Raw genomic sequence first — 25,005 nt, forward strand, 5'->3', positions numbered from 1 at the left:
CACTGTCACTGTCGGACCCCACGACTAACGTCGTAGGCGGGGTTTGAAAAGCAGGGGTTTCGGCGAGTCGTCGGTAGGGCCCCATGCGCCCCCGGACCAGAGGAGCGACGATGTCGGACAATACTTTCGATCTGGAAATCCTGAGTGCCTGGACTACTTTCGAGACTCATCTCGCTCGCTACATCTCCGTGATGGAGGACGACGACACCCTCGTGGTGGAGTCGCATTACGACAGCATGGACGAACTGGCCGACGCACCCGCGTGCATCCAGTTCTTCGCGTGGAACCAGACCTCCGTGCGCTGTGAAGTTCCTTCCAACAGGTTTCTGCATCCACTGCGCATGCTCGAACCGGAAGACCATTCAGCGCTGCTCGACATGGGGTTCAACGCTCCCGATCTGTGCGAGCACGAACCCGAGGGCAATGGGTCCATGTCCTTCTACATCGACGTCGACCGCGCTCGTCCCGAGGAACTGGTGACAAAGGTGTTGCGCGTATTCCGCGAAATGTGGAGCATTGCGCACCCGTCGTTCCTGCGTGCCAGCACCAGTGGGCGCGAGTCGACGCCGGCGTTCGCCACGACGCCGTCTCACGCTCCCTCGGGTTCGGGCGACATGCTGCGGATCCTGGTCGACGGGGCCGTCGAGCGCCTTCTCGGTCATCCGCCCAAGCGTGACGACGACGGCGATATCCCGCTGGTCCGCGGTGAGCAGGTCACCTATGTTCGTGTTCTCGAGGACGACGAGTACGTAGAGGTGTTCTCGCGGGTCGTGCATTCGGTGGAGAACCTCGAGAACGCTGCTGTAATTCTTGCTCAGCTCAATCGGCAATGGCCGACCATCAAGCTCATTCTCGTCGAGCAGAGTGTGCTGGGCGTGGTCCGCGTGGACGGCGCACCCTTCGTCGCCGAGCACCTGCTGCGGGCTCTGCGCTCGTTCGCCGAACTGGCCGAAGCATCCGACGAACTCGCCGAAGAACTGGGCGGGCAACCCATCCGCGCAACCGGAGACACCGCCTTCAACGACGGCATGGCCTCCGAGCACGAAGATCCCGGTGCCGAATACGAGTCACACGAGTGCCACGAATTTCCGCCGGCTCTCATGGCGCTCCTCGAACTCGACGCAGACGGAACGGGCGAGCTCAGCGCCGAAGAGGTTGCCGTGATCTGTGAGCACGACCGCGACACCATTCTCGACTACCTGCGGATCAGCCAGGAGCAGGAGACTGCCTGGCACGAGGCGTTGACCGAGTCCATCCGCCGCAAGGACGACGACACCGACCTGTGTGCGGGCGAGAAGCGCGCGTGGACGCACGCGATCCGCAACCTCAGGCGCGGACTGCGCGTCGTCGTACTGCCCGCCAAGGATGCAGCGCCCACCCAACTCGGTCTCTTCGACGATCAGGCCTGAGAACCGGAAATCGGGCGCTGCTTGTCAGCCCGGCAGTGGGATGACGATGCCCGGCAGGATCTCGATCTGACGCGGCAACTGGGGGAGCGGCGGCACTTCGATCGGCGGTAGGCCGGGCACCTCGATGGGCGCCGGGGGAGCGACCGCGCCCGTCGTGGGCGTGCCCGTCCCGTCCCCCGAGGTCACGCCGGAGTTCGCGGGAACGCCGGCCTGCCCGCCGATGGGGTCCGGCCACGGGAAGCTCTCCCAGTCGGATCCCTTCAGCGCGCCGTCCATCGTGCTCTTCCAGATGTCCGCAGGCACTCCGGAGCCGTAGATCAAACCACCGTAGGAGTTGGTGATGGCCTGAGCGTCGGAAGTTCCGATCCACACCGCGGTGGACAGCGACGGCGTGTAACCGACCATCCACGCATCCTTGTTCTGCCCCGTGTCACCCAACTGCGCGGTGCCGGTCTTGGCAGCAGACGGGCGTCCACCGGCAAGCGCGTGACCGTTCGAGTACGACGCGATCGGGAGCATTGCCTGCGTGACGTTGTCGGCAACGGCAGCATCGAGACGACGCTCACCGGGAGAGACCGGGCGATCGAGCAGGACTTCACCTTCGGCCGTCACGACCTTCCGGATGAAGTGCGGCTGCTGGTACACACCGGAATTGGCGAGCGTCGCGTAAGCGGACGCCATGTCGATAACGCGAGACTGATACTGGCCGAGCACGATTCCGTTCTCCGGCGGACCACCCTCCTGTGTGAGCGTCGGGTAGTCGAGTCCGGGAATGTGCTCGGGGATGCCGGCCAGGTGGGCGGCGTCGGCGATCTTCTGGGGACCGTTCTCCATCGAGAGCATCAACCGGTAGAAGCTGGTGTTCAGCGAACGCTTGAGTGCCTCGGCGATGGTGCATCGACCACAGGATTCGCCGCCGACGTTTCCGATGGTCACGCCGTTGATCGTGAGCGGTGAACTGTCGAACCGTGCGGACAGCGGAATGTCTTCCATCAATGCTGCGACCAGACCGAAGACCTTGAACGCTGAACCGGTCTGCAGCGGCGCCTGGGCGTAGTCGAAGCCGGCTCCTTCGTCACCGCCGTAATAGGCGTCGACGCCACCGGTCTTGGGGTCGATGGACACTACTGCGGTCCGCAGGTCTTCCGGCTCGCCCTCGAGATTCCGCCTGACGGCGTTCAGCGCAGCTTCCTGCGCAACCGGGTCGATGGTTGTCGTGATCTGCAGACCAGCGGTGTTCAGCGTCTGATCGCTGATACCGGCCTCGGCCAGTTCCTTGAGTACCTGGGTCTTGATGTGGCCTTCGGGTCCTGGCGCCTGGTTCAGATCGGTCGGCCGATTGGCGGGGGCGACGACCGGGAACTGCATCGCGTCGCGATCCGTCTTGGTCAGGCTGCCCAGTTCCACCATGCCGTTTAGAACGTAGTCCCAGCGCGCTTGCAGCGCGGACAGATTGGTCTCGGGGTCCAGGAACGACGGGCTCTGGATGACGGACGCGAGAACTGCGCCTTCCTCGACACTCAGCTCACTGACCGGCTTGTCAAAGTACGCGTTCGACGCGGCGGCGATGCCGTACGCACCGCGACCGAAGTAGATGGTGTTGAGATACGCGGCAAGAATGTCGTCCTTGGACCATTCGCGCGCCATCTTGGCGGAGATGACGAGCTCACGCAGCTTCCTGTCGATACTGCGCTTGTCACCGACCAAGACGTTCTTCACGTATTGCTGAGTGATCGTCGAGCCACCGCCGGCGCTTTCCTTGCCCATCACGTTGTCGCGGGCAGCGCGAGCAAATCCGGAGATCGAGAACCCGGGGTTGGTGTAGAAGTTACGATCCTCCGCCGAGAGCACCGAATCGCGGACGTGAATCGGGATGGCCGACAACGCGACCTCGGTGCGGTTTCCCTCCGCCGGCACTACCTTGCCGAGCACGGTCGTGCCGTCGGCCATGTAGATGGTGGACACCTGATTGGTCTGCATGTCAGAGGGGCGCGGGACGTCGGTCCGGCTGTACGCGACAGCAAAAACCGACGCGGGCACGATGACCATCAGGAGCACGAGCACGTAGATGGTCCGCCGGACGTACCGCCACTTCGAGCGCTGCTTTTTCGCGGGCTTGGCCGACTTGTTCGACCGGGGCGAATTAGCCGACTTGCCCGATCGAGCAGACGACTGATCGCCACCCGTCGCACTCGATCTGTTCGATGGACTCACTCAACACTCCCGGTCGTGGATCCGGACTTACCGGCACCATTCCACCAGGGTGATATCTCGATCAGATAACTCCCGGCAACTGCGATACCGAAATGTCACCCTACCGGGCTGGCTACTCGCGACGTTCTGCTCGGACCGCGTTCCGATATCCGCGGAACGCGAGCCCGAGAGCGACGACGCAACCGAGCAGCACCAAAGACGGCATCACGCCGGGGTCTCCCTTGACGATCGCGACCACAGCGCCGATCAACGCCATGAGGGCGAAGACCGAGATGAAGCCGGCAATCAGCTCCATACGCTGGGCGCGCGAAGCCCGCCTCATCGAAACCGTGCGGCCCGCATCACGACTTGACGCCGCCTGCGGTCAGACCGGCGATGATGCGTCGCTGGAAGATGAGAACCATGATGACCAGCGGGACCATCACGAGGGTTCCGCCGGCCATGATCGAGGTGTACGGCGTGACGAATGGGTCGGTTCCGGAGAATTTGGCCATCGCCACGGTGACGGGTGCGGTCTTGTCACTCGAGAGTTGGAGCGAGAGCAGGTACTCGTTGACCGTTGCGATGAAGGCGAGGATCGCGGTGGTGAACAGTGCCGGCGCGGCGAGCGGAAGCATGATCAGACGGAAGGCCTGGCCACGGGTGGCGCCGTCGATACGCGCCGCCTCCTCGAGCTCCCACGGAAGTTCGGAGAAGAACGACGTCAGCGTGTAGACCGTCAGCGGCAGCACGAACGAGATGTTCGGGATGATCAGCGCTTTGTAGCTGCCGATCCAGCCGATGTCGGTGAACAACTGGAACAACGGAGTCACGAGGGCGACAACCGGAAACATGGACGCGCCGAGGATGATTCCGGTGACGAAGTATTTGCCACGGAAATCGAAACGCGAGAGCGCGTACGCCGTGAACACGCCGATGACCAAGGCGATCAGCGTGGTCGCGCCCGCGATGATGAGGCTGTTCATCAGTGCACGGGTGAAGTTCACCTTGGCGTCGGGATCGAGCGCCGCGGTGAAGTTGGAGAGCGTGAGATTGGTGGGCCACAGCGACGTCGAGAACGTGTCCGCCGGGTCGCGCAGCGCCGTCACGATCATCCAGTAGCAGGGAGCGAGTCCCCACACGATGATCAGTACGACGCCGATGTAGGTGCCGATCTTGCCGCGTAGTGCCTTGTTCATACCGGCTCCCCCTTCCGCTGCTTTTCCTGCGTGCTGACCGCATTGGCTCCGAGGAATCGGACCAGGATGAAGGCCACAGCGAAGATGATGAGGAACGTGATGGTGGACAGTGCCGACGCCGAATTGGCGCCGACGCGCATCTGATCGACCACCAGAACCGAGATGGTCGAGGTGGCCGGGTTGGATCCCATCATGATCGCGGGCAGGTCGTACATCCGCAGAGCGTCCATCGTGCGGAAGAGCACCGCCACCATGAGTGCGGGCTTGACCAGCGGAAGCGTGATCATGCGGAACCGCTGCCACGCCGTCGCACCGTCGACCTTGGCGGCCTCGTAGACGTCGGCGGGAATCATCTGAAGACCCGCAAGGATCAGCAACGCCATGAACGGCGCGGTCTTCCAGACGTCGGCGACGACGATCGCGAATCGCGCCGGCCAGGGGTCCGCCGTCCACAGGATGTTGGTGCCGAGGATCTTGTTGGCAATGCCGTCGTTGGCGAAGATGAAGAACCAGAGCTTCGCGGTGACGGCGGTGGGGATGGCCCAGGGAATCAGCACGGAAGCGCGGAGCAAACCGCGTCCGCGGAACGTCTTGGCCATGATCAACGCCATCGACAGACCGATCACCGTCTCGAGCAGGACGGTGACGACGGTGAAGCCGAACGTATTTCCGATCGACTGCCAGAACTGCGATCCGAGTGTGCCGGGCGGGCACGGAATCGAGCCGTTGGCGGTGTTGCAGGACTGGGTGATCCAGTTCTTGTAGTTGTCGAACCACGTGAACTGACCGGTGACGAACATGCCGGTCTCGGGATCGAGCTTCTTGCCGTCGCTGTGCATCGACATCCAGATCGCTCGTCCGAGCGGATACAGAATGATGACGGCGAGAACGATCAGCGACGGTGCGACGAACGCCCACACGGGAACTCGTCGACGCTTCTTCGGCTTGTCGGCCGACGCAGGCGGGGGCGAGGTCGGTGGGGGTGGAGTAGCTGCAAGGTCAGGCAGAACCTTGGTCAGGGATGTCCCTGCTGCCTCGGATGCCGACGGCTCTTCTAGCGGTTCCGGTGCACGGTGTCTCCCACCAACGCCCGAACGGTCGGGACCGGTTGAACCGGCCCCGACCGTGGGGTTGGTAGGCACAGCCGCGGAAGGATCCTGCGGTTCTGCCATTGCTTATTGCTCCTGGTAGATCAGTTACCGGCGGTTTCGATGCCGGCCTTGGTGTCCGCCAAGGCCTGCTCGACGGTCTTCTCGCCGCGAATAGCAGCGTAGGTGTTGTCGGAGATCGACTTCGACACCTGCGTGTAGTACGGCGTGACGGGGCGCGGCTGAGCGGTGGCGAGTGCTTCCTTCAGGGTCGCGAAGTACGGGAACTGAGCGAGCACTGCCGGATCGTCGTAGACAGCCGAGAGGACGGGTGCGCCGCCGACCTCGGTGAAGTACGTCTGCGACTTCTTGGTCTGCATGAACTCGAGGAAGTCACGAGCCGTGGCGGGTGCGTCCGAGTACGCGCTGATGCCGACGTTGTAGCCGCCGACGGTCGAAGCGCCCGGTCCGTCGACACCCGGAAGAACGGTGTAGCCGTACTTACCGGCAACCGAGGTCTTCTCACCGTCGACCGAGAAGCCGGACCACGTGCGCATGAAGAGTGCCTTGCCGTCGCCGAACGCGGTCTGCGACTCGCCCTCGGAGTAGGTCAGCGCTTCCTGCGGGATCGTGTTGTCGGCGAAGTTGTCGACGATCGACTGAACGCCTGCCTTCGTCTTGTCGTCGATGGCCGGGGTGAGTCCGTCCGGGCCGACCCACGGGCCGTCGAAGGCGTTGGTGATCTCGGTGGTGTTGACCGTCAGGCCCTCGTAGTTCTTGAACTGACCGATGTAGCAGGAGATGCCGGCTTCGACAGCCTTCGGGCAGTTTTCCTTGAGCTCGGCCCACGTGGTGGGGGCCTTCTCGACGAGGTCCTTGCGGTAGTACAGGAATGCGGCGTTGGTGTTCTTCGGCGCTGCGTAGAGCTTGCCGTTGTAGGTGCCCGAAGCGACGGTCGACGGCAGGAGGCCGGACTCGTCGATCGCGAGGTCACCCTCGAGCGGCAGCAGCCAACCGTTTGCGGCGAACTGAGCGGTGTTGACGACGTCGACGCCGATGAGGTCGTACTCGTCGCTCTTGGCCTGCATGCGCTGGGTGATGTCGTCGACCTGCGCGTTGGCTTCCTTCGCCAGCGGCTTGAGCGTGACCTTCTCGTCCGGATGCTCGGCATTCCAGTCGGAGATGATGTTTTCGAGCGCCTCGTTCAGGGCATCCTGCCCCTCGACGATCGTGATGGGTCCGCGGCCTTCGCTCGAGGACGATCCCCCGGATGCGGCCGTGGTGCTGGTTCCGCTGTCCTTGTCCGAATCGGACGAACAGCCTGCCAGTACCAGCATGGACGCTGCCGTGGCTGCAATTGCAGCGCGGCGCATCGCCTTCGAGTTCAGAACCATGGATTCGCTCCCCGTATGTGTATGACAAATAGACGGTCACCGAGAGCCTGCTCACGGCATGCGCCATGAGTGCCGGCTCCCGGCATCGGCCCCTACTGTGGCACGAGACACCCGTACTTGTGGGTATTACGCCGAACCTGAATCGGTCATGTGTCGTTTGACAGGTCGACCTAACCCAGGCGACGCCCGTCGGTGGTGGCAAAAATGTGCACCTTCTCGGGGTCGACGCGCAGGTTGACGCGCTCGCCCTTCTGCGGCGGATTGCGCCAGTCACCACGCGAGACGATCTGCTGCAACCGTCCGCCGATCGTGGTCCGGCCGTAGACGTAGGCGTCCGAGCCCAGTTCCTCGACGACGTCGACCTCCATCGGCAGGCCTTCGGCGGCGATCTCGAGGTGCTCGGGGCGAATACCCAGAACAACCTCGGTTTCGACGACGCCGTTCATCGTCTCGCGCGGAACCGGAACGATCCCGTCACCGAATGCGACGCCGCCGTCGACGACGGGGAGGGTGAAGAGGTTCATCGCGGGTGAACCCATGAAGCCGGCGACGAAGACGTTCTTCGGCTTGTTGTACAGCTCGCGCGGCGAGGCGCACTGCTGCAGGATTCCCTTTTCGAGGACGGCGACGCGGTCACCCATCGTCATGGCCTCGACCTGGTCGTGGGTCACGTAAACCATCGTCGTCGCGAGGCGTCGTTGCAGCTGAGCGATCTGCGTACGTGTCTGCACACGGAGTTTCGCGTCGAGGTTCGAGAGCGGCTCGTCCATCAGGAAGACCTGCGGCTGGCGAACGATGGCGCGGCCCATCGCCACTCGCTGACGCTGGCCACCGGACAGCGCCTTGGGCTTGCGATCGAGGTACGGCTCGAGATCGAGCATCTTCGCGACCTCTTCGACGCGGGCGCGGATCTCCGTCTTGTTGGTTCCGGCGAGCTTGAGCGCAAAACCCATGTTCTCGGCCACCGACATGTGCGGGTACAGCGCGTAGTTCTGGAAGACCATCGCGATGTCGCGCTCTTTCGGCTCCTGACCGGTGACGTCGCGGTCGCCGATGAGGATGCGTCCGCTGTGGACGTCTTCGAGCCCGGCGAGCATGCGCAGGGTGGTCGACTTTCCGCAGCCGGAGGGTCCGACGAGGACGAGGAACTCGCCGTCCTCGATCTCGAGGTCGAGCTTGTCCACTGCCGGAGTGTTCGATCCGGGGAACAGGCAGGTGGTGCTCTCGAAAGTCACTGAAGCCATGACGGGGTTGATCCCTTCTACCGGCAGGAACGTGCCGGACGATCCAAGTCGAGGGTGAGCGTGTGCGCTAGCAGCATAAACGTCCGTGTCGGCGCGCGAGCGTAGTCTTTCACGGTGAGTTCGGAGAAGATGCTGACCCGCATCGGTGCGCTGCTTCGCCAAGCGGAGTCCACCGACAATCCACACGAAGGTGAAGCCTTCATGGCTGCCGCTCAGCGGTTGGCCACCAGTTCCGCGATCGACCTGGCGGTCGCGCGTGCGCACACCGCGTCTTCGGAAAAGCGTGCGACGCCCACTCAACGGCTCATCACCATCGGCGAACCGGGCAAGCGCGGACTGCGAACGTACGCCCAGTTGTTCATCGCCATCGCCGCTGCCAACGACGTGCAATGCGACATCGCGCAGACGTCGGCCGTCATCTACGCCTACGGGTTCGCCGGCGACATCGACGTGTGTGAGGCCCTGTATTCGAGCCTGCTCTTCCAGATGGTGCGTGACTCCGACGCGTACGTGCGTTCCGGGGCGTACCGCGGCGAAACGTCCGTGCGGACCGTCGTCGAAACTCGTGGACGACGACGCGTCAGCACGCAGGTCCGCAAGCCGGTGGCCGGAGTGACGGCACGCCTGAACTTCCAGATGGCGTACGCGTCCCGCATCGGCGCTCGGTTGGCCGAGACGAAGCAGGAGACGGAGAAGACCGCGATCGCAGAATCTGCCACGTCGTCTTCCGAAACCGCACTCGTGCTGCGTAACAAGGAAATCGAGCTGAAGGACTACTACTCGTCCAACTCCAAAGCGCGTGGGACGTGGCGGGGCGGCGGCCGCGCAAGCGCCGGGCATTCCTCGCATGCTCGACGAGCGGGTGATCGGGCTGCGCGCTCCGCACGTCTGGGGAACCTTCCGGAGATCGGCGGGGTGCGCGGGCAGCTGGACTCGTGAGGGATACGCAGCGGAGCGCCGTCTACGAGGCAGAGACCTTGGTGCGCACCATGTTCGATCGCGCCGACCAGCGTGGACTTCGGAGCGTCGAGGTCATGGGTTCCACCATCACCTTGCCGGTCGAGCGCAAATTCGGTTCCGTGGAGTCGGTCCAGGCGTACTGCGATCAGCTACTCGGGCTGAATTGGGTACGGGAGACCTGGACTCGCGCAACCATTCCGGTGTCCGTACGGTCCCGCGGCGGCAATGCCGCCGCTCACTACTCGAACGACGTCATCGCCGTCCCGGACGACCGTGACGGCCGGTGGGCGCTACGCGAATTCGTTGTCTTGCACGAACTTGCGCACCACCTCGGCGACCCCGCCTCCGACGAGGCTTCCCACGGGCCCGAGTTCGTCGACCGCTACACGAGCCTTGTCGGCGAGATCATCGGGCCCGAGGCGGCCTTCGTTCTTCGAGCGATGTTCCTTGCCGGTGGTGTTCGAACGGACTAGATGTCAGCCCTCGGCGAACCCGGTGGTGTCCGTACCGGTCGGCTGGAATACTCGGCCTATGGATGCGCCGCGCAGACTGGTCCTGGTCAAGGGTGAGTCGGAACTCCCCGATCCGGCTGTTGCCGTGCGCAAACCCCCACTGATTCGTGAAGCCTACGGACGAGTGCTGCGGGAGGTTCGACGCGATCAGGACCGAACTCTCGACGACGTAGCCGCAAAGGTCGGGATGTCGAAGCAATACCTCTCCGAGATCGAACGGGGCAAGAAGGAACCGTCGTCGGAAATTCTGCGCGCAATCTGCGAAGCGCTCGGGATGCCGCTCGAGCATCTGCTGTTCCGAGCGGGCAACCGGATCGTTGCGCTCAACTCCCTCACCTTCGGGCACTCTCCCGCACCGATCTCGGGTCCCGTCCTGATGGCGGCCTAGTCAGTTCCCTTCGATGAGGGTGTCAGCCAGTCCGTAGGAGATAGCGTCGTCGGCGGTGAAGATCCTGTCGCGATCGGTGTCCTTACGGAGCCGCTCGACGCTCTGACCGGTGTGCTTACTCAGAATCGCCTCGGTCTGCTCCCGGATTCTCAGGATCTCGGCTGCTTGAAGCGCGAGGTCCGAGATGGTGCCGCTACCTTGCGTCGACGGTTGGTGCAGCAGCACCCGCGAATGGGCGAGAACATGCCGATGGCCTGGAGTGCCGGCGGCCAGAAGCACTGCAGCAGCCGAAGCCGCTTGACCCATGCAGTACGTGGAAATCGTCGGTTTCAAGAACTGCATGGTGTCGTAGATCGCGAGCATCGCCGTGGTGGAACCGCCGGGAGAGTTGATGTACAAACCGATTTCGCGATCCGGGTTGTCGGCTTGCAGATGCAGCATCTGAGCCATCACGACGTTGGCGACGCCGTCGTCGATCTCTGTGCCGAGAAAGACGATGCGCTCGTTGAGCAGCCTGCTGAAGATGTCGAAAGATCGCTCACCCGTTGGTGTTCGCTCGATGACACTGGGAATCGTGTACTGGGACATGACGTCACAATCCGATCTTGGGGAAGGTGGCTTGCGGTGCTATCTCGGCGAAGGACGTCACGACGCGGTCGACGATTCCGTACTCGCGCGCCTGCTCGGCGGTGAACCAGCGATCCCGATCGCTGTCGGTCTCGATCTCTTCGACGGTCCGGCCCGTTTCGGCGGCGAGGATTTCCTGCGATTGACGCTTCATCAGCTCGAGACTTTCGGCCTGGATCGCAATGTCCACCGCAGTGCCACCGATACCTGCCGAAGGTTGGTGCATCATGATGCGGCTGTGCGCCAAGCTGATTCGCTTGCCGTGGGTGCCGGAGCAGAGAAGCACCTGGCCCATGCTGGCGGCGAAGCCCATCGCGACCGTCACGACGTCGTTGGGGATGAGCTTCATAGTGTCGTAGATGGCCAGACCGGCAAACACCGATCCGCCAGGTGAATTGATGTAGAGCACGACGTCGCGCTTGGGGTCGGTGGTGGCGAGGAGCACCAGTTCCGAACACACACGTTCGGCCATGGCGTCGTTGACCTCGCCGGTGAGCAGAATGGTTCGCTGTCGGAAGAGCCTGTCTGTCAACAGGTCACGGTAGCCGGTATCGGTGGGCGCTTCAGTAGTCATGAATCCATTCCTACCGGCGCGGCAGTGCCGCGGCCCCGCCTGTCTGCTGTGGGCAGACCGTGCGCACGCGACCAGATTCGGACCAGCCTGAACCAAACCCCTGAACTGGGCTTTCCTGCCGGAACAACGGCACCGACGATTGCCCGACACCATCCGTGGGGGTTATATGGGGTTATGCACATCAGTGCAGGTCAAGCGGTCGAGATCAGGTAGAAGAGGAAGAATCGATGCCGAAGGTCAACATCTATCTCCCGGATGACCTCGCTGCTGCTGTACGCGCACGCGGACTGCCTGTCTCGGCAATCTGCCAGATGGCACTCCGCGGAACACTCGATCGCGAAATTCCTGATTCTGCCGTGCGTATCACCGAGCATATCGACACCGATCTACCCTTCAGCCCACATCTTGCGTCGGTAATTTCTCTGGCACCCGCGGCAGCTGCTGGAAAAGGCTCACGGACAGTCGATTCCGAACACTTGTTGCAGGCGCTGCTAGACGAGGAAGAGAACCTGATATTGCGAGGCCTCGACCACCTCGGCCTGACACGGACGTCGATCCAGAAGACTCTCGACCTTGTGGTGCCCGACGGTACCCCACTCGACGACAACGACGTGACGTTCGGCCCCGAGGCGAGAGCCATCCTCGAAGCGGCTGTGACCGACGCGCAACTCGTCGGCAATTCCATCGTCAACGGAGCAAATCTTGTGTGGGCGTTGGCCAACGCGACAACGGGATACGCGGCGGAAGTCTTGGATCAGCTCGGTTTCTTCCAAGTAACCACCCATCAAGCCTTGGGGTTGATCGAGGTCGGCGTTGCACACGCCAATCGGTACGCACCGGCCGGGCAAGCCGGAATCCTCACGGAATTGGCAAAGATCACCGACCGACTCGAACGCCTCGAGGCCTCCCTCTCACCGTCGTGTAGCTAGAGCGAACATCTCGTACTTCTCTCTCCCAACGCATTCCAGATCGGAGGTGCGCTGTCATGGCGCGCTCACTCCCACGTTTTCGCGGGCACGTGGTCACTGACGACGTCGAAAACCTTCTCGTGTCGACTGACGTCCTCGTCGTCGGCGGGGGTCCGGCCGCTACGTGGGCGGCCGTCGCCGCCGCCGAATCCGGCGCGGCCGTCACGTTGGTGGACAAAGGCTATGTCGGTGCCAGCGGAGTCGCCGCCACTGCAGGAGTCGGCCATTGGCTCGTGCCGCCGGTGGTCGAGCGCCGCGACGAGGAGATTTCGAAGCGTGAACGCTCAGGTGGATACATCACCGATCGCATCTGGACTGAAGCGGTACTCGACGAGGCTTGGGCGCGAACCGCTCTCATTCCCGAATGGGGTTACAAACCCAGTACGAAGCCGCGCGGTTCCGGAACACTTTTCGGCGCCCGCCCCGGTGAGCGATCGTTCTCCGGTGCAGCTCCGGACTACCTTCGATTCCTTCGGGGGAAGGTGAAGAAGTCCGGTGTACTCGTACTCGATCACAGTCCGGCACTGGAACTTCTCGTAGATGCCGGTGGGACGGTGTCCGGTGCAACGGGTTACCAGCGCCAAGTGAAACGGCCGTGGCGTGTCGATGCCGGTGCGGTGATCCTGGCAACCGGCGGGACGACGTGGAAGAGCCATTCCCTCGGCGGAGACGTCAATACCGGAGACGGGCATCTGATGGCCGCGGAGGTGGGCGCGCACCTCTCGAGCATGGAGTTCTCCAATTTCTACGGAATGGTGCCGTTCGGAACCAGCATGGACAAGAATGGATTCTTCGTCACTGCCTCGTACTGGGATCATCTCGGTGAACCGATTCACTATCACGATTTACATCAAAGCCGCGCAGAGCTTCTCGGCGCATCGCTGAGGGGCACGATCACCGCACAGTTCACACAGTTCGGCGAGGAAGTGCAACCGGCATTGCGAGCCGCCATGCCCAATTTCTTCATGGTCACGGACAAGTTGGGGGTCGATCCGTTCAACGAACGCTTCCCGATGGACTGGGTTCAAGAAGGAACGGTCCGAGGCACCGGTGGGATACATATCCTCGACCATGACGCGTCCACCGGAGTTTCCGGACTCTACGCCGCTGGAGACATCGCCGCACGGGATCGCATCGTCGGCGCAGCCACCGGAGCGGGTGGCCCCAACCTGTCGTGGGCCATTGCGACCGGCACCTGGGCGGGACGAGCAGCCGCGTCCTTCTCCGATAGCCGAAGAGCGACAGACCTATCCGACACTCGATCGTCAGGAACGCTCGGTGTGAGAGATCGAGGTTTCGACGACGTACGCGGCTCTGTTCGCGCCATTCAGTCCGAGATGCTCCCGATCGACAAGTCCGTGTTCCGAAGCAACGACGGGTTGATCGATTCGGCTACTCGACTTGATCGTCTCTGGGAGAGCGCATCTCGCGACCTCGACCACACAACCGCCGGAACAGAGGCTATCGCGCAACGCGAAGCGGCCGGGATGCTCGCGATGAGCCGCTGGGCGGTTCGTTCGGCCTTGGTACGGACCGAAACTCGCGGCATGCATACTCGCATCGACTTTCCCGCCACCGACGTGGACCAAACCCATCGCTTGCTCAGTGGCGGCTTGAACGACATCTGGGTTGCCCCCGATACCGAGTTGCCCTGCGTCGGCAGTGCATTGGCTCAGCAGGGAAGTGCATCATGATCGAGTTGATCAGCATCGACCGGTGCACGACGTGTGACATCTGCGTCCGCATCTGTCCGATGAACGTCTTCGAAGCCGTAGCGGATTCACCACCCGCGATCGCGCGGCATTCGGACTGTCAGACATGTTTCCAGTGTGAGGCGTACTGCCCCGCCGACGCCATCTTCGTCTCACCGTCGCGTACTCCTGAGCCTCACGACTCCGAACTACGCGACGAGGAGCATCTGATCGGGCAGAACCTGCTCGGGATGTACCGCGAACGGGTCGGATGGCGCAAATCGTCCCCTCGTCCGACCCAATCCACAGCCGACTATCACCAGCTCGCCCAGAACGCCAGGAGAACACCATGAAAACCCGATCTCGCGCCAAAGGCTTGACAGCCCTACTCACAATTGCGCTTTTCGCGACGACAGCGGCATGCTCGTCCACCTCCGCGGCTTCCGACAGCAGTTCGAAAGACCTTGTCCCACTGACGGTCGGGGCGCCCTGGAACGGGGCTGCAGGCAAGAGTCCTACCGACACCACCTCGTTCGGGTACGCCGTGCACGAAGGCCTGGCGCAACCCATCCTCGAGAAGTACGGCTTCGAGTACAAAGCCTTCGTGGGCTTCAACAACGGCCCTCCGGTGGTGCAGGCGCTGCAGACCGGTGACGTGCAGGTGGGATTGATCGGGGATACCCCCGCGGTTCAGGCCAAGGCCAGCGGAATCGACGTGCCGGCCCTCGTGATCGACAAACCGTCGTCGGATATCTGGTTCCTCGGCCGTGAGGGCGGAGTATCCAAGATCGAAGACTTGGCAGGCAAGAAGGTAGGACTGCAGTTCGGGTCGAACTTCGACAAGTACGGCCGGGCGGTCCTCGAACGAGCCGGTGTCGCGGACAAGGTGGAGTTGGTCAATCTGCTCTTTGCCGATGCACTCCCCGCTCTGCAACGTGGTGACATCGACGCCGTGCCCCTTCCGGCCACGACAGCCGGCATCTGGAGGAAACAAATCGACTTTCCTGTCCTGTCCAAGGCCAGCGTCGACGATCCGGATCTCCTCGCGACCAGCGTGGCGCTGACGTCGCGGGATACGCTGAACTCGAATCCCGATCTGGGCAAGGCTGTTTGGGAAGTCATTCAAGCAGGCGACAAGGCGATCGATGCCGATCACGACGCCTACGCACAGTTCGTTTTCGACGCAACGGGATCACCGGTGGACGTTGTCAAGGAAGCAACGCTTTGGAACTTTCAGAGTGAGCCTGTCGACCCTGACGGATTGAACACCGTCCGTTCGACTCTCGACTTCTTGGTCAAGTCCGGAAAGGCCCCCAACGCATTCGACGTCACGACCTGGGCTGTCTCGTGAGCGTCGAGGCACCCCAGTTACCTGCAGCGGCAGCGGCAGTCTCGGATGCAGACAGAATCGCGCCTCGCACTGCCAAGCGTCGACGAAGCCGGCTCTCCGATACTGCGCTTCGCGCGAGTGTTCCGGTCGCATTAGTCACCGTGTGGGCACTCGGATCAGCGACGGGCCGAATCGACGAAAAGGTCTTCCCGTCTCCCTGGTCCGTGTGGTCGGCGTTTGTCGAACTCGTGACGACTGGTGTTCTGTGGGAGAACCTTTCGGTCTCACTTGCGCGGGTAGCCATCGGGTTTACCATCGGCGGTGCCCTCGGACTCTCGCTCGGTATTGTGTCAGGATTGTTCGCTCTCGCCGACAAGCTTGTGGACCCCACGCTCCAGATGCTCCGCACGATCCCGTTTCTTGCGATCACACCGCTGTTGATTCTGTGGTTCGGCATAGACGAGCGTCCCAAAATCATCATCATCGCGGCCGCAGCACTGTTTCCGCTGTACATCAACACTCACAGTGGAGTCCGCAATGTAGACCGCAAGGTCATCGAGGCCGGACGTGTGTTCGGACTACGGGGTCTCGGACTGATTCGTCAGGTGATTCTGCCGGAAATGATTCCTTCGGTGCTCGTCGGATTGAGGGTCTCGTTGTCGGTGTCACTTCTCGCACTCATCGTCGCCGAATTAAGCAATGCACCAAAGGGTCTGGGATTTCTCATGACTTCTGCGCAGCAATACTTCCAGACCGACGTCCTCGTGGTCGTCGTCATCATCTACGCAATCTGGGGGTTGTCGGTCGACCTCCTCGTTCGGGGTATCGAGCGAATCCTGATGCCCTACAAGCAGTGGGGGAAGAGCGCATGACCGTCCAACATACGGATTCGGGTGTCCATGCTGTCGACGTCGTGAAGACCTTCGGCGATCGGACAATTCTGGACGGTTTCTCACTCGACGTGAGACCGGGGGAGTTCGTGGCACTTCTCGGAGCCAGTGGTAGCGGCAAGACGACCTTTCTGCGGATCCTTGCAGGACTCGAGGATTTCGATGCCGGTGAGGTCCGTGCACCGGAAGCCCGGACCGTCGTCTTCCAAGAGCCTCGTTTGATTGCGTCGAAGCGAGTCCAGGACAACGTCATCCTCGGACAACGCTCCACCCGGAAGAACCGCGAAGCGGCCGCGGCCGCGCTGGCAGAAGTGTCGCTCGCCGGGCGTGAACGTGCTTGGCCCACGACCCTGTCCGGTGGTGAAGCCCAGCGCGTGGCCCTGGCACGAGCACTGGTACGTAACCCGCGGCTTCTTCTGCTGGACGAACCTTTTGCTGCACTCGATGCGCTTACGCGTCTCCGCATGCAGGCATTGGTTGCGGAGCTGTGCCGCAAACATCGCCCCGCGGTCCTTCTGGTGACTCACGACATCGACGAGGCAATCCTGTTGGCCGATCGTATTGCGGTGCTGCGAGACGGCCGGGTCAGCATTCTCGAGACCGTGTCGTTCGTGAAGCCGCGCAGTCCCTCACAGCCGGGATACGCCGCGCTGCGCACTCGACTCCTCGAAGAGTTGGGAGTACACGAAGCTGTCGGCGCGTGATCGTTTCGCCGACCCTGCGGCGGTAGCGGTACCGCGCACACCCGGCCATGATGGGAGAAGACAACCATTCCTCTCGTCAGGAGCGTGGCATGACTCGTCCGGTACGCATCGGTGTTCAACTCCAACCCCAGCACGCACCCGATTACGGGTTGATACGCGACGCCGTCTTGCGGTCCGAGGACGCCGGGGTGGACATCGTCTTCAACTGGGACCACTTCTACCCGTTGACCGGCGATCCCGACGGCGCCCACTTCGAATGCTGGACCATGCTCGGCGCCTGGGCCGAGCAAACCGAACGCGTCGAGATCGGCGCCCTGGTCACCGGTGGTGGCTACCGCAATCCGGATCTACTCGCCGACATGGCGCGAACCGTCGACCACATCAGCGGCGGGCGCCTGATCCTCGGTATCGGTGCCGGCTGGTTCGAGAAGGACTACGACCAGTTCGGATACGACTTCGGCACTCCCGGTTCACGGCTGAAACTGCTTGGCGAATACCTCCCCCGCATCACGGGCCGCCTGGCGAAGGGCAACCCGCCGCCGACGCGCAACATCCCGGTCCTCATCGGCGGTGGCGGCGAGAAGAAGACCCTGCGCTTGGTCGCCGAGTACGCCGACGTCTGGCACAGCTTCGGCGACCGTGAGACACACCTGCGCAAGTCAGACATCCTCTCCGACCACTGCGCCGACGTGGGCCGGAACCCGCTGGAAGTAGAGCACTCGGTTCCGTGGCCTGGGCTCGAAAATGCAGCCGACCTGGTCGCCGACGGTGTCTCACTCTTCACCGTCGGCGTCAGCGGACCGGACTACGACCTCACGACGCTTGCCGAGGCCATCGGTTGGCGCGACGACAACACGCCGCCTGCGTTGAGCGGGCTGGCCTGAGCGGTACCAAGGACTTCGTCGTTGTCGGCGCCGAGAACGGGCGGCGCCGACGTCAGACGTGGCCTCTGGCCGGAGAAGTTGACCGGAAAGGCCACTTGCTTCAACGGTCCGAGCGTCGGATGGTCGACGGTTCCGACCATGCCGAGCGCGGCGGTGTGGGGATCGGAGTAGATCTCGTCGAGATGCCGGATCGGTGAGACCGGTACGGCGCGTTCGGCGAGAAGAGCGCACCAGTGTTCGACGGTCTCCGATGCGAAGGCGCTGGTGAGTTCTCGTTCCAGACTCTCGCGGTTCTCCACCCTGTCGCGGTTGTGGGCAAAACGCGGATCGGTGACCAGTTCACTCCTTCCGATGGCCTCGCACAGCGACGCCCACATCGCGTCGTTGCCGACAGCGACGACGAAGTACCCGTCGCTGGCAGGAAATGCTTGATACGGAGCAAGATTCGGATGACCGGAGCCCAACGCAGTTGGGCGCTCACCGGTGGCGAAGTAACTGGTCGCCCAGTTGACGTGCATCGCGAGTTGGCACTCGTACAGCGACGTGGTCACGTACTGTCCGCGTCCGGTCCGGCCTCGCTCGACCAATGCAGCCAGGACACCGACCAGTCCGAAAAGCGCTGCACCCAAGTCTCCCAACGCAAACCCGGATTTCATCGGAGCACCACCCGGTTCACCGGTGAGCGACATGAGCCCACCCGCGGCCTGCGCGATCATGTCGTACCCCGGTTCGTCGCGCAGCGGTCCTTCTTCACCGAAGGCAGAGATGTGCAGGGTGATCAGATGCGGGTATCGCTCGGACAGCGCCTGGTAGTCGAAGATCTTCTGTAATCCGCTGCCCGGCTTGAAGTTCTCCACGACTACATCGGTCTCTTCGAGCATGCGGTGGATGATCTCCTGTCCTTCGGTGGACTTGAGGTCGATCGTGACCGACTTCTTACCGCGGTTGATCGCGAGGTAGTAGGCGGCATCTACCCCGACGAAGGGAGGCCCCCACGAACGCGTGGGGTCGCCGCCTTCAGGGTGTTCGATCTTGGTGACGTCGGCACCGAGATCGGCAAGCGACATGGTTGCGTACGGCCCGGCAAGGATCTTCGACAGATCCAGAACACGGACGCCGGCGAGGGGTGTGGGGCCTGTTGGACAATTCACCGGTGAACCCCTGCTGCGGAGAGGAACTCGGCTACGACGTCACGTGCATCATCCAGTTCGACGTCACCGCCGTCGGTCATCACGTCGAGATTGCCGAGTGCAGCCGACGGCACCTTCCCCGCAAGACCGGCCAGGTAGGAATTCGCCACCAGCAGTGACCGGTACCCATTACCGTGTCGGATGCCGTGATCCGCAAGATCGAAAAGCAGGGTCGCCATGACGGCACGAGCCAACTCGTCGGCATACTTTGCGCTGGCGGCCTGGGCGGCATCGTCAGATCCGGAGATCAGACGATCTCCTTCCTCTACCAGTTCCTCCCAGCGCCGCAACAGAACTCCGGACCCGGCTTCGCAATCCGGTCCGACGGTGGACAAGATGTCCGTCATCGCTCCCGCGACCGTGCGGTGCGCGTTGAACTTGCGTAGGCACCGAAGTACGTCCAGCGCAATGACATTGCTCGAGCCCTCCCAGATCGAGCCCAAGTGGGCATCCCGCACTAGTCGCGCGTTGGCCCAATCCTCGATGTAGCCGTTTCCTCCGCGCACCTCCATGGCCTCGCCAGTGACCACCCGCGCGCGTTTGCAGACAAAGTGTTTGGCGATCGGCGTCAGTACCCTGATCAGTGCGCGCGCCTGTTCGTCGCCGCCGTCTGCTGCCTGAAGACACTGTGCGCTGTACGCGACCAGGGCCAGCGAAGCCTCGACATCGAGTGCAAGGGGAAGAAGCGTCGCCCGCATCAGCGGCTGGTCGAAGAGCTTCTTACCGAACACGACTCGGCTCTTCGAATGTTCGACGGCTTCGCGGACTGCTCGGCGCATGAGAGCGCTCGAACGCATCGCATTGGACAGGCGAGACGTGTTGACCATCTCAGCCATCTGGCGGAATCCTCGATCGAGTTCGCCGACCTGGAGTGCGTGCGCGCGGTTCAGCGTCACCTCGCCGCTCGGCATGGAACGCGTACCCAGCTTGTCCTTGAGACGATCGATCGTGAGGTTGTTGCGCTCGCCGGATCCCAAGGTCTTGGGCACCATGAACATTCCGACTCCACGCGTCGAACCATCCTGTCCGCCCGGGAATCTTGCGAGGGTGATGATCACATCGGCATCCGGGTTGGAGGCGAACCACTTCTTGCCCGTCAGAACCCATCCGTCACCGTCGCGCTCGGCGCGTGTTTCGGTGCAGGCGATGTCGGTGCCTGCCTGAATCTCGGTCATGAACATCGCACCCGTCTTCGCCTGCTCGGGGTCCGTCGACGTCAACGCGTCGATCCAGGGCGAGAACACGGCCGGATCACCGAACATACGCAGGGTCCGCGCAGCAGCATCTGTCATCGACACCGGACAGGCCAGCCCGAACTCGGCCTGCACGAAGATGTACGACGCGAGGTACTTCGCGAGTGGCGGATGCACAGAGGCCCATCCGTGCAACCCTTTTCGGTGCGACATGGCGGACAGGCCGTACTCGTTGTACGCCGCCCGGCACAGTTCCAGGTAGGCCGGGTGATAGGAAATCCGGTCGACGCGGTCACCGGCCTTGTCGAATTGCTGCAGCACCGGCGGGTTCTTGTCTGCGATGTCGGCAAGCTCGGACAAGCGGCCGGCGGCATCTCGGCCCAGTCGGTCGAGCAATCCGTTCAACGTCTCTCGGTCCGCCCCGGCGGTCCATCTGTCCACTACCGCTGTCAGAGCGGGGTCGGTGTGTGCAAAGTTCATCAGTGGTCAACGCCTTTCAGGGTGGAAACATCGGTCATGTTCGAGGAACTCGTCGAATCCGGCCCTTGCGCGTGCAGCGCACTCCTGCGCAACAAAGCCGTCATACAGACAAGGGAGAGAACGACATACACGAGCCCAAGAGCGACGACCGGCCAGATCGAGTTGGTTCGCGTCAGCAGATACTGGCTGACCATCGGGGCCGTTCCGGCAAATACGGCGGTCGACAATTGGTACGACAGAGAGATGCCGGTATACCGAACATTGGTGGGGAAAACCTGCGCCAGGATGCCGGCCAACGCGGCGTAATACATTGCGTGAGGCGCCGTCGCGAGGACCATCCCCAGAATCGCCAAGGGCACGGAGCCCGTCTGAACCAGCACGAACATCAGTGGTAGGAGCACGATCTCCGGAAGCAGCATCCAGCGGACCGCTTTCGACGGATCGATCCGCGTGGCCAGCACAGCGCCGAAAGGCTGTACGAGCGCCTGGGCTACCAGTGCCACGGTGATCACGAGGAGGAAGTCACTGCGCTCGAAGCCGAGATCCGTTGTCGCCCAGGAGAGCGCAAAGGTTGTCTTGACGTACGTGATGGCAACACCGGCAACCACAGCGCCGACGCCGAGAGCAAGTTCGACGGGATGCGAACGCAACACTTCGACCAGCGGCATCCGTGTACGTTCCTGTGCCGCAACAGCCTTCTTCATCTCGGGTGTCTCGGAGATGTGCAGTCGGATGTAGAGAGCGACGATCACCAAAGCTGCGGATCCGAGGAACGGCAGACGCCAACCCCACGACTCGAACACGGAATCCGACATCAACGTCAGGCCGAGGAAGGCCAGCGTCGCGAGCAGGTTGCCGACCGGTGAACCCTGCTGCGCAAACGCACCGTAGAGCACCTTTTTCTTCGGGGGAGCGAACTCGGTGGCGATCAATACGGCGCCACCCCATTCGCCGCCCATGGCAATGCCCTGGAGAACACGCAGTGCCACAAGCAGTATCGGTGCCCAGATCCCGATCTGGGAGTACGTAGGGAGGAGGCCGACACCGACAGTTCCCAACCCCATGAGCGCGAGGGTGATGATCACGGCGTTCTTGCGACCGAACTTGTCTCCGAAATGACCGAACACCACTCCGCCGACCGGACGAGCCACGAATCCCACGGCAAAAGTCGCGAAGGCTGCGAGTGTTCCCACCGCCGGCGACGCATCCGGGAAGAACAGCGGGCCGAGCACCAAGGCGGATGCGGTTCCGTAGATGTAGAAGTCGAACCACTCGATAGTCGTTCCGACAAACGCCGTGATTCCGGCCTTGCGTGCCTGTTTGGTGTTGTATTCAGGCGGATTGGTGTCTTGACCTGGGTGTTGATCCACGGTTCTCCCTGATTCTCGCGTCGGGCATCACCAAGGGATGCAATGTGAGGCGTGAATCACTATCGTCCGAAATCCATGTAGAGTCCAAGACTTAGTTCGACTCATTTATGTGGAAGAACCACATAATGAAACCCGGGAGGAGCGACATGGAATTGCGTCAGCTGCGCGCGTTTCTCGCAGTCGCCGACGAACTTCATTTCGGCCGGGCCGCCGAGCGCCTCCACATCGGGCAGTCCCCGCTCAGCCAGACCATTCGGGCGCTCGAGCGCGAACTCGGCACCGACCTGTTTGTCCGGACCACCAGATCAGTGCAATTGACCGCAGCCGGCGAGGCGTTGGTCACGCCCGCACGAATCATCGAAGCGCAGATCGCCGTCGTACGAGATATCGCATCGGCGGCGTCAACCGGGGAAACAGGCCGTGTCACGGTGGGTTTCGGCGGAACGGGCGGCTACACGGTGCTGTCGGCCCTGACACGATCGCTGGCCGACTCCCATCCGGGAATCGAACTGGACCTACGGCCGCAGATGTACTCGGGTGAGGTGCTCGACGCTCTCCGACGCGGAACACTCGACATGGGCATAGTCGGCCTGCCCATTCCGCGCGGATTCGAGACTCACACTGTGCGCGAGGAAACCTTGATGGTCGCGGTCCCGGCCAGGCATCACCTCAGTACCAGGGACTCGGTGTCACCGGAAGACCTGGCAACCGAGCGATTCGTGATGTATCCCGCCGAGCACGGCTCGGTGGTGCGCGATGCGACGTTGTCCGTCTGCGCCACAGCAGGTTTCACGCCCACCGTCGCGCACGAAGCCCCCGATCCGTACAGCCTGTTGGCCATGGTCGGAGCGGGGGTCGGGATCGCCGTCGTCGTGGAGTCGACGGCGCATCTGTCCATGGACGGGGTCGTGTACCTGCCGATCGCCGGGGCCACGCCCACCCTGAAAATCGCGATGGCATGGCGACCCAACAATCCGACGCCGGCAGTACACACCGTCACCAGGGTACTGAGGGAGCAGCCTTAGGCTCTCGCGATAATTCCCGCGAAATCTGTTCCCACAGGCAGAGTTCCGTACTCGTGACCACGGTCGGCGCCGAGGCGAGCGGCAATGAACGCATCGGACGAGGCGGCCGGGGAGTGGCGCACCATGAGCGAAGCCTGCAGCGCCAACGCCATTGCCTCGACGACGGTCCGAGCGCGGAGCTGGGCGTCGGCGGGTGCCATCGTGGCGAGCTCACCGAGTTGGCGTCGTACCCGATCGAGGTGCTGATCGAGGACCGGGTTGTTGCCGCGAGCGAGGTTGACCTCGTGGTCGAAGGCGGCAACGGAATCGGGTTCACGGGTCATGGCGCGCAGGACATCGAGTGCGATGACGTTGCCCGACCCCTCCCACACGGCCATGACGGGCTGCTCACGGTAGCGACGGGCAAGCGGGAAGTCCTCGGTGTAACCGTTACCGCCCAGGCACTCGAGTGCCTCGTAGGAGTGGTGCGGGCCGCGCTTGCAGATCCAGTACTTCGCAACAGCCGTCGCGAGTCGGCGGAACGCCTTTTCCTGCTCGTCCGCGTCCTCGTCCTGCGCGCGAGCCAATCGCAGTGCGGTGATGGTGGCGGCTTCGGATTCGAGAGCCAGATCGGCAAGCACCGAGGTCATCGCCGGCTGATCTGCCAGGACGGCACCGAAAGCGCTGCGGTGCCGTGCATGCCACACTGCTTCGGCGACCGACTGACGCATACCTGCCGTGCTGCCGAGGATGCAGTCGAGTCGCGTCTGGGACACCATTTCGATGATGGTCCGCACGCCACGACCCGGTTCGCCGATCATGGTGCCGACGGTGCCGTCGAGTTCGATCTCGGACGACGCGTTGGACTTGTTGCCCAGCTTGTTCTTCAGACGCTGGATGCGGAAGACGTTGCGTGTGCCGTCGGGCAGGATGCGGGGGAGAAGGAAGCAGGAAAGTCCCTCACCGGCAGCACCTTCGGCCTGAGCAAGAACCAGGAACGCGTCGGACATCGGCGCGGAGCAGAACCACTTGTGTCCGGTGAGCAGGTAGTCCGCACCCGGACCGCCACGTCCGGCCGGCTTGGCGATGGTCGTGTTGGCTCGCACGTCGGAGCCGCCCTGCTTTTCCGTCATCGACATTCCGAATATCGCGGATGCCTTTCCGGGAGCATCCAACTCGGGGGTGTAACTCCGAGAAAGGGCTCGCGGCGTCCAGAGAGCGGCCACGTCCGGTTGCAGCTCGAGCGAGGGGATCACGGCGTGCGTCATGGAGATCGGGCACGCGTGGCCCGGTTCGACCTGGGAGAAGAGCATGAATGCCGCGGCCCGAGCCACGTTGGCACCCGGCTTCGGGTCAGCCCAGGCAGAGGTGTGCGCACCGTGCGCAACGGCAGCAGAGATGATCCGGTGATACGACGGATGGTATTCGACCTCGTCGATGCGGTTTCCCCAGCGATCGAAGGTCTTCAATTCGGGGATCACCGTGTTGGCCAACTCGGCGTCGTGCTGGAATCCAGCACTGCCAACCAGTTCACCAATATCGGTGAGTTCGCTTGTGGCCCAATCGGCGTCGTGGCGCGCGACGCCTTCGACCAGGACCGCATCGAGCTGGAACTCGTTGACGTCCGTGCGCGGTACCGACTGGTTGAGCACTGCATGGGTGCGATGCGGAGCCGGGTGGGTGACGGTCTTCTCGGAAATATCAGTCATGACA

General features: G+C 62.8%; 24 protein-coding genes. 12 read left to right on the forward strand and 12 right to left on the reverse strand.

The genetic code is table 11. The annotated features are described in order from the left end of the window. Positions 1-110 precede the first annotated feature (110 nt). Complete coding sequence (locus tag AC1Q61_RS26920; RefSeq protein ID WP_003946055.1) at positions 111-1,409, forward strand: T3SS (YopN, CesT) and YbjN peptide-binding chaperone 1; 1,299 nt, start codon at positions 111-113, stop codon at positions 1,407-1,409. Between the two features lie 24 nt (positions 1,410-1,433). On the opposite strand, the gene AC1Q61_RS26925 is transcribed toward AC1Q61_RS26920, so the two are convergent. From AC1Q61_RS26925 to AC1Q61_RS26950, 6 genes are all read right to left on the reverse strand, one after another. Continuing rightward, positions 1,434-3,623: a transglycosylase domain-containing protein gene (locus AC1Q61_RS26925; protein WP_042926150.1), complete on the reverse strand. Its 2,190-nt coding sequence runs from the start codon at positions 3,621-3,623 to the stop codon at positions 1,434-1,436. A 112-nt stretch (positions 3,624-3,735) separates the two neighbouring features. Beyond that, positions 3,736-3,945 carry a hypothetical protein gene (locus AC1Q61_RS26930; protein WP_019746112.1) on the reverse strand — a complete coding sequence of 70 codons (210 nt, stop codon included), beginning with the start codon at positions 3,943-3,945 and terminating at the stop codon, positions 3,736-3,738. 19 nt (positions 3,946-3,964) lie between these two features. Continuing rightward, complete coding sequence (locus tag AC1Q61_RS26935) at positions 3,965-4,801, reverse strand: carbohydrate ABC transporter permease (protein ID WP_003946046.1); 837 nt, start codon at positions 4,799-4,801, stop codon at positions 3,965-3,967. Then, positions 4,798-5,973 carry a carbohydrate ABC transporter permease gene (locus AC1Q61_RS26940; protein WP_007735224.1) on the reverse strand — a complete coding sequence of 392 codons (1,176 nt, stop codon included), beginning with the start codon at positions 5,971-5,973 and terminating at the stop codon, positions 4,798-4,800. Before AC1Q61_RS26940 ends, AC1Q61_RS26935 begins: the two co-directional genes overlap by 4 nt. A 20-nt stretch (positions 5,974-5,993) precedes the next feature. Further along, positions 5,994-7,283 (reverse strand): ABC transporter substrate-binding protein, encoded by a 1,290-nt coding sequence (locus AC1Q61_RS26945; protein ID WP_007735225.1) that lies wholly within the window; start codon positions 7,281-7,283, stop codon positions 5,994-5,996. Positions 7,284-7,453: 170 nt separating this feature from the next. Continuing rightward, complete coding sequence (locus tag AC1Q61_RS26950) at positions 7,454-8,527, reverse strand: ABC transporter ATP-binding protein (RefSeq protein WP_003946073.1); 1,074 nt, start codon at positions 8,525-8,527, stop codon at positions 7,454-7,456. Positions 8,528-8,641: 114 nt separating this feature from the next. Here AC1Q61_RS26950 and AC1Q61_RS26955 point away from each other — a divergent pair, with 114 nt between their 5' ends. From AC1Q61_RS26955 to AC1Q61_RS26965, 3 genes are read left to right on the forward strand one after another with little or no spacing between them, the layout of a single operon-like run. Further along, on the forward strand, positions 8,642-9,466 hold the full coding sequence (locus tag AC1Q61_RS26955; RefSeq protein WP_030537724.1) for a DUF2786 domain-containing protein: 825 nt from the start codon (positions 8,642-8,644) through the stop codon (positions 9,464-9,466). Next, on the forward strand, positions 9,463-9,960 hold the full coding sequence (locus AC1Q61_RS26960) for a TIGR04338 family metallohydrolase (RefSeq protein ID WP_042450620.1): 498 nt from the start codon (positions 9,463-9,465) through the stop codon (positions 9,958-9,960). Before AC1Q61_RS26955 ends, AC1Q61_RS26960 begins: the two co-directional genes overlap by 4 nt. Before the next feature lie 58 nt (positions 9,961-10,018). Next, on the forward strand, positions 10,019-10,387 hold the full coding sequence (locus tag AC1Q61_RS26965) for a helix-turn-helix domain-containing protein (protein WP_003946041.1): 369 nt from the start codon (positions 10,019-10,021) through the stop codon (positions 10,385-10,387). On the opposite strand, the gene AC1Q61_RS26970 is transcribed toward AC1Q61_RS26965, so the two are convergent. Both AC1Q61_RS26970 and AC1Q61_RS26975 read right to left on the reverse strand, forming a co-directional pair. Next, positions 10,388-10,975, reverse strand: a complete 588-nt coding sequence (locus tag AC1Q61_RS26970; RefSeq protein WP_003945993.1) for an ATP-dependent Clp protease proteolytic subunit — start codon at positions 10,973-10,975, stop codon at positions 10,388-10,390. A gap of 4 nt (positions 10,976-10,979) precedes the next feature. Next, on the reverse strand, positions 10,980-11,588 hold the full coding sequence (locus tag AC1Q61_RS26975; protein ID WP_007735229.1) for a ClpP family protease: 609 nt from the start codon (positions 11,586-11,588) through the stop codon (positions 10,980-10,982). A 227-nt stretch (positions 11,589-11,815) separates the two neighbouring features. On the opposite strand from AC1Q61_RS26975, the gene AC1Q61_RS26980 reads away from it, so the two are divergent. From AC1Q61_RS26980 to AC1Q61_RS27010, 7 genes are all read left to right on the forward strand, one after another. Beyond that, positions 11,816-12,517: a Clp protease N-terminal domain-containing protein gene (locus AC1Q61_RS26980; protein WP_003946017.1), complete on the forward strand. Its 702-nt coding sequence runs from the start codon at positions 11,816-11,818 to the stop codon at positions 12,515-12,517. Positions 12,518-12,573: 56 nt separating this feature from the next. Further along, positions 12,574-14,250 (forward strand): FAD-binding protein, encoded by a 1,677-nt coding sequence (locus AC1Q61_RS26985; protein WP_492651250.1) that lies wholly within the window; start codon positions 12,574-12,576, stop codon positions 14,248-14,250. Further along, the gene (locus tag AC1Q61_RS26990; RefSeq protein ID WP_492651251.1) at positions 14,247-14,600 is read left to right on the forward strand and encodes a 4Fe-4S dicluster domain-containing protein; all 354 of its coding nucleotides are present in this window, start codon (positions 14,247-14,249) and stop codon (positions 14,598-14,600) included. Before AC1Q61_RS26985 ends, AC1Q61_RS26990 begins: the two co-directional genes overlap by 4 nt. Further along, complete coding sequence (locus AC1Q61_RS26995) at positions 14,597-15,598, forward strand: ABC transporter substrate-binding protein (RefSeq protein ID WP_054831701.1); 1,002 nt, start codon at positions 14,597-14,599, stop codon at positions 15,596-15,598. Before AC1Q61_RS26990 ends, AC1Q61_RS26995 begins: the two co-directional genes overlap by 4 nt. Next, positions 15,595-16,449: an ABC transporter permease gene (locus AC1Q61_RS27000; protein WP_492651252.1), complete on the forward strand. Its 855-nt coding sequence runs from the start codon at positions 15,595-15,597 to the stop codon at positions 16,447-16,449. The genes AC1Q61_RS26995 and AC1Q61_RS27000 overlap by 4 nt, the downstream gene beginning before the upstream one ends. Continuing rightward, entirely contained in the window at positions 16,446-17,171 is a 726-nt protein-coding gene (locus AC1Q61_RS27005) for an ABC transporter ATP-binding protein (RefSeq protein WP_003946013.1), read from the forward strand. The genes AC1Q61_RS27000 and AC1Q61_RS27005 overlap by 4 nt, the downstream gene beginning before the upstream one ends. Positions 17,172-17,260: 89 nt before the next feature. Further along, positions 17,261-18,055 carry an LLM class F420-dependent oxidoreductase gene (locus AC1Q61_RS27010; protein ID WP_030537640.1) on the forward strand — a complete coding sequence of 265 codons (795 nt, stop codon included), beginning with the start codon at positions 17,261-17,263 and terminating at the stop codon, positions 18,053-18,055. Here AC1Q61_RS27010 and AC1Q61_RS27015 read toward each other — a convergent pair. The 3 genes from AC1Q61_RS27015 to AC1Q61_RS27025 are packed head-to-tail and all read right to left on the reverse strand — an operon-like array spanning position 17,977 to position 22,288. Continuing rightward, positions 17,977-19,206, reverse strand: coding sequence for a CaiB/BaiF CoA transferase family protein (locus AC1Q61_RS27015; protein WP_492651253.1), 1,230 nt, complete (start codon positions 19,204-19,206; stop codon positions 17,977-17,979). The two genes, AC1Q61_RS27010 and AC1Q61_RS27015, sit on opposite strands and share 79 nt — an antisense overlap. Beyond that, a complete protein-coding gene (locus tag AC1Q61_RS27020) occupies positions 19,203-20,918 on the reverse strand; it encodes an acyl-CoA dehydrogenase family protein (RefSeq protein ID WP_492651254.1) in 1,716 nt (571 codons plus the stop codon). Before AC1Q61_RS27020 ends, AC1Q61_RS27015 begins: the two co-directional genes overlap by 4 nt. Beyond that, positions 20,918-22,288, reverse strand: a complete 1,371-nt coding sequence (locus AC1Q61_RS27025; RefSeq protein ID WP_021346126.1) for an MFS transporter — start codon at positions 22,286-22,288, stop codon at positions 20,918-20,920. The genes AC1Q61_RS27020 and AC1Q61_RS27025 overlap by 1 nt, the downstream gene beginning before the upstream one ends. A gap of 146 nt (positions 22,289-22,434) precedes the next feature. Between AC1Q61_RS27025 and AC1Q61_RS27030 the strand changes: the two genes are divergently transcribed. Next, entirely contained in the window at positions 22,435-23,313 is an 879-nt protein-coding gene (locus AC1Q61_RS27030) for a LysR family transcriptional regulator (protein ID WP_031333904.1), read from the forward strand. Here AC1Q61_RS27030 and AC1Q61_RS27035 read toward each other — a convergent pair. After that, positions 23,310-25,001 (reverse strand): acyl-CoA dehydrogenase family protein, encoded by a 1,692-nt coding sequence (locus AC1Q61_RS27035; RefSeq protein ID WP_472795773.1) that lies wholly within the window; start codon positions 24,999-25,001, stop codon positions 23,310-23,312. The two genes, AC1Q61_RS27030 and AC1Q61_RS27035, sit on opposite strands and share 4 nt — an antisense overlap. Positions 25,002-25,005 lie beyond the last annotated feature (4 nt).

It is taken from the genome of Rhodococcus sp. MPR-R1B, from assembly GCF_058793255.1.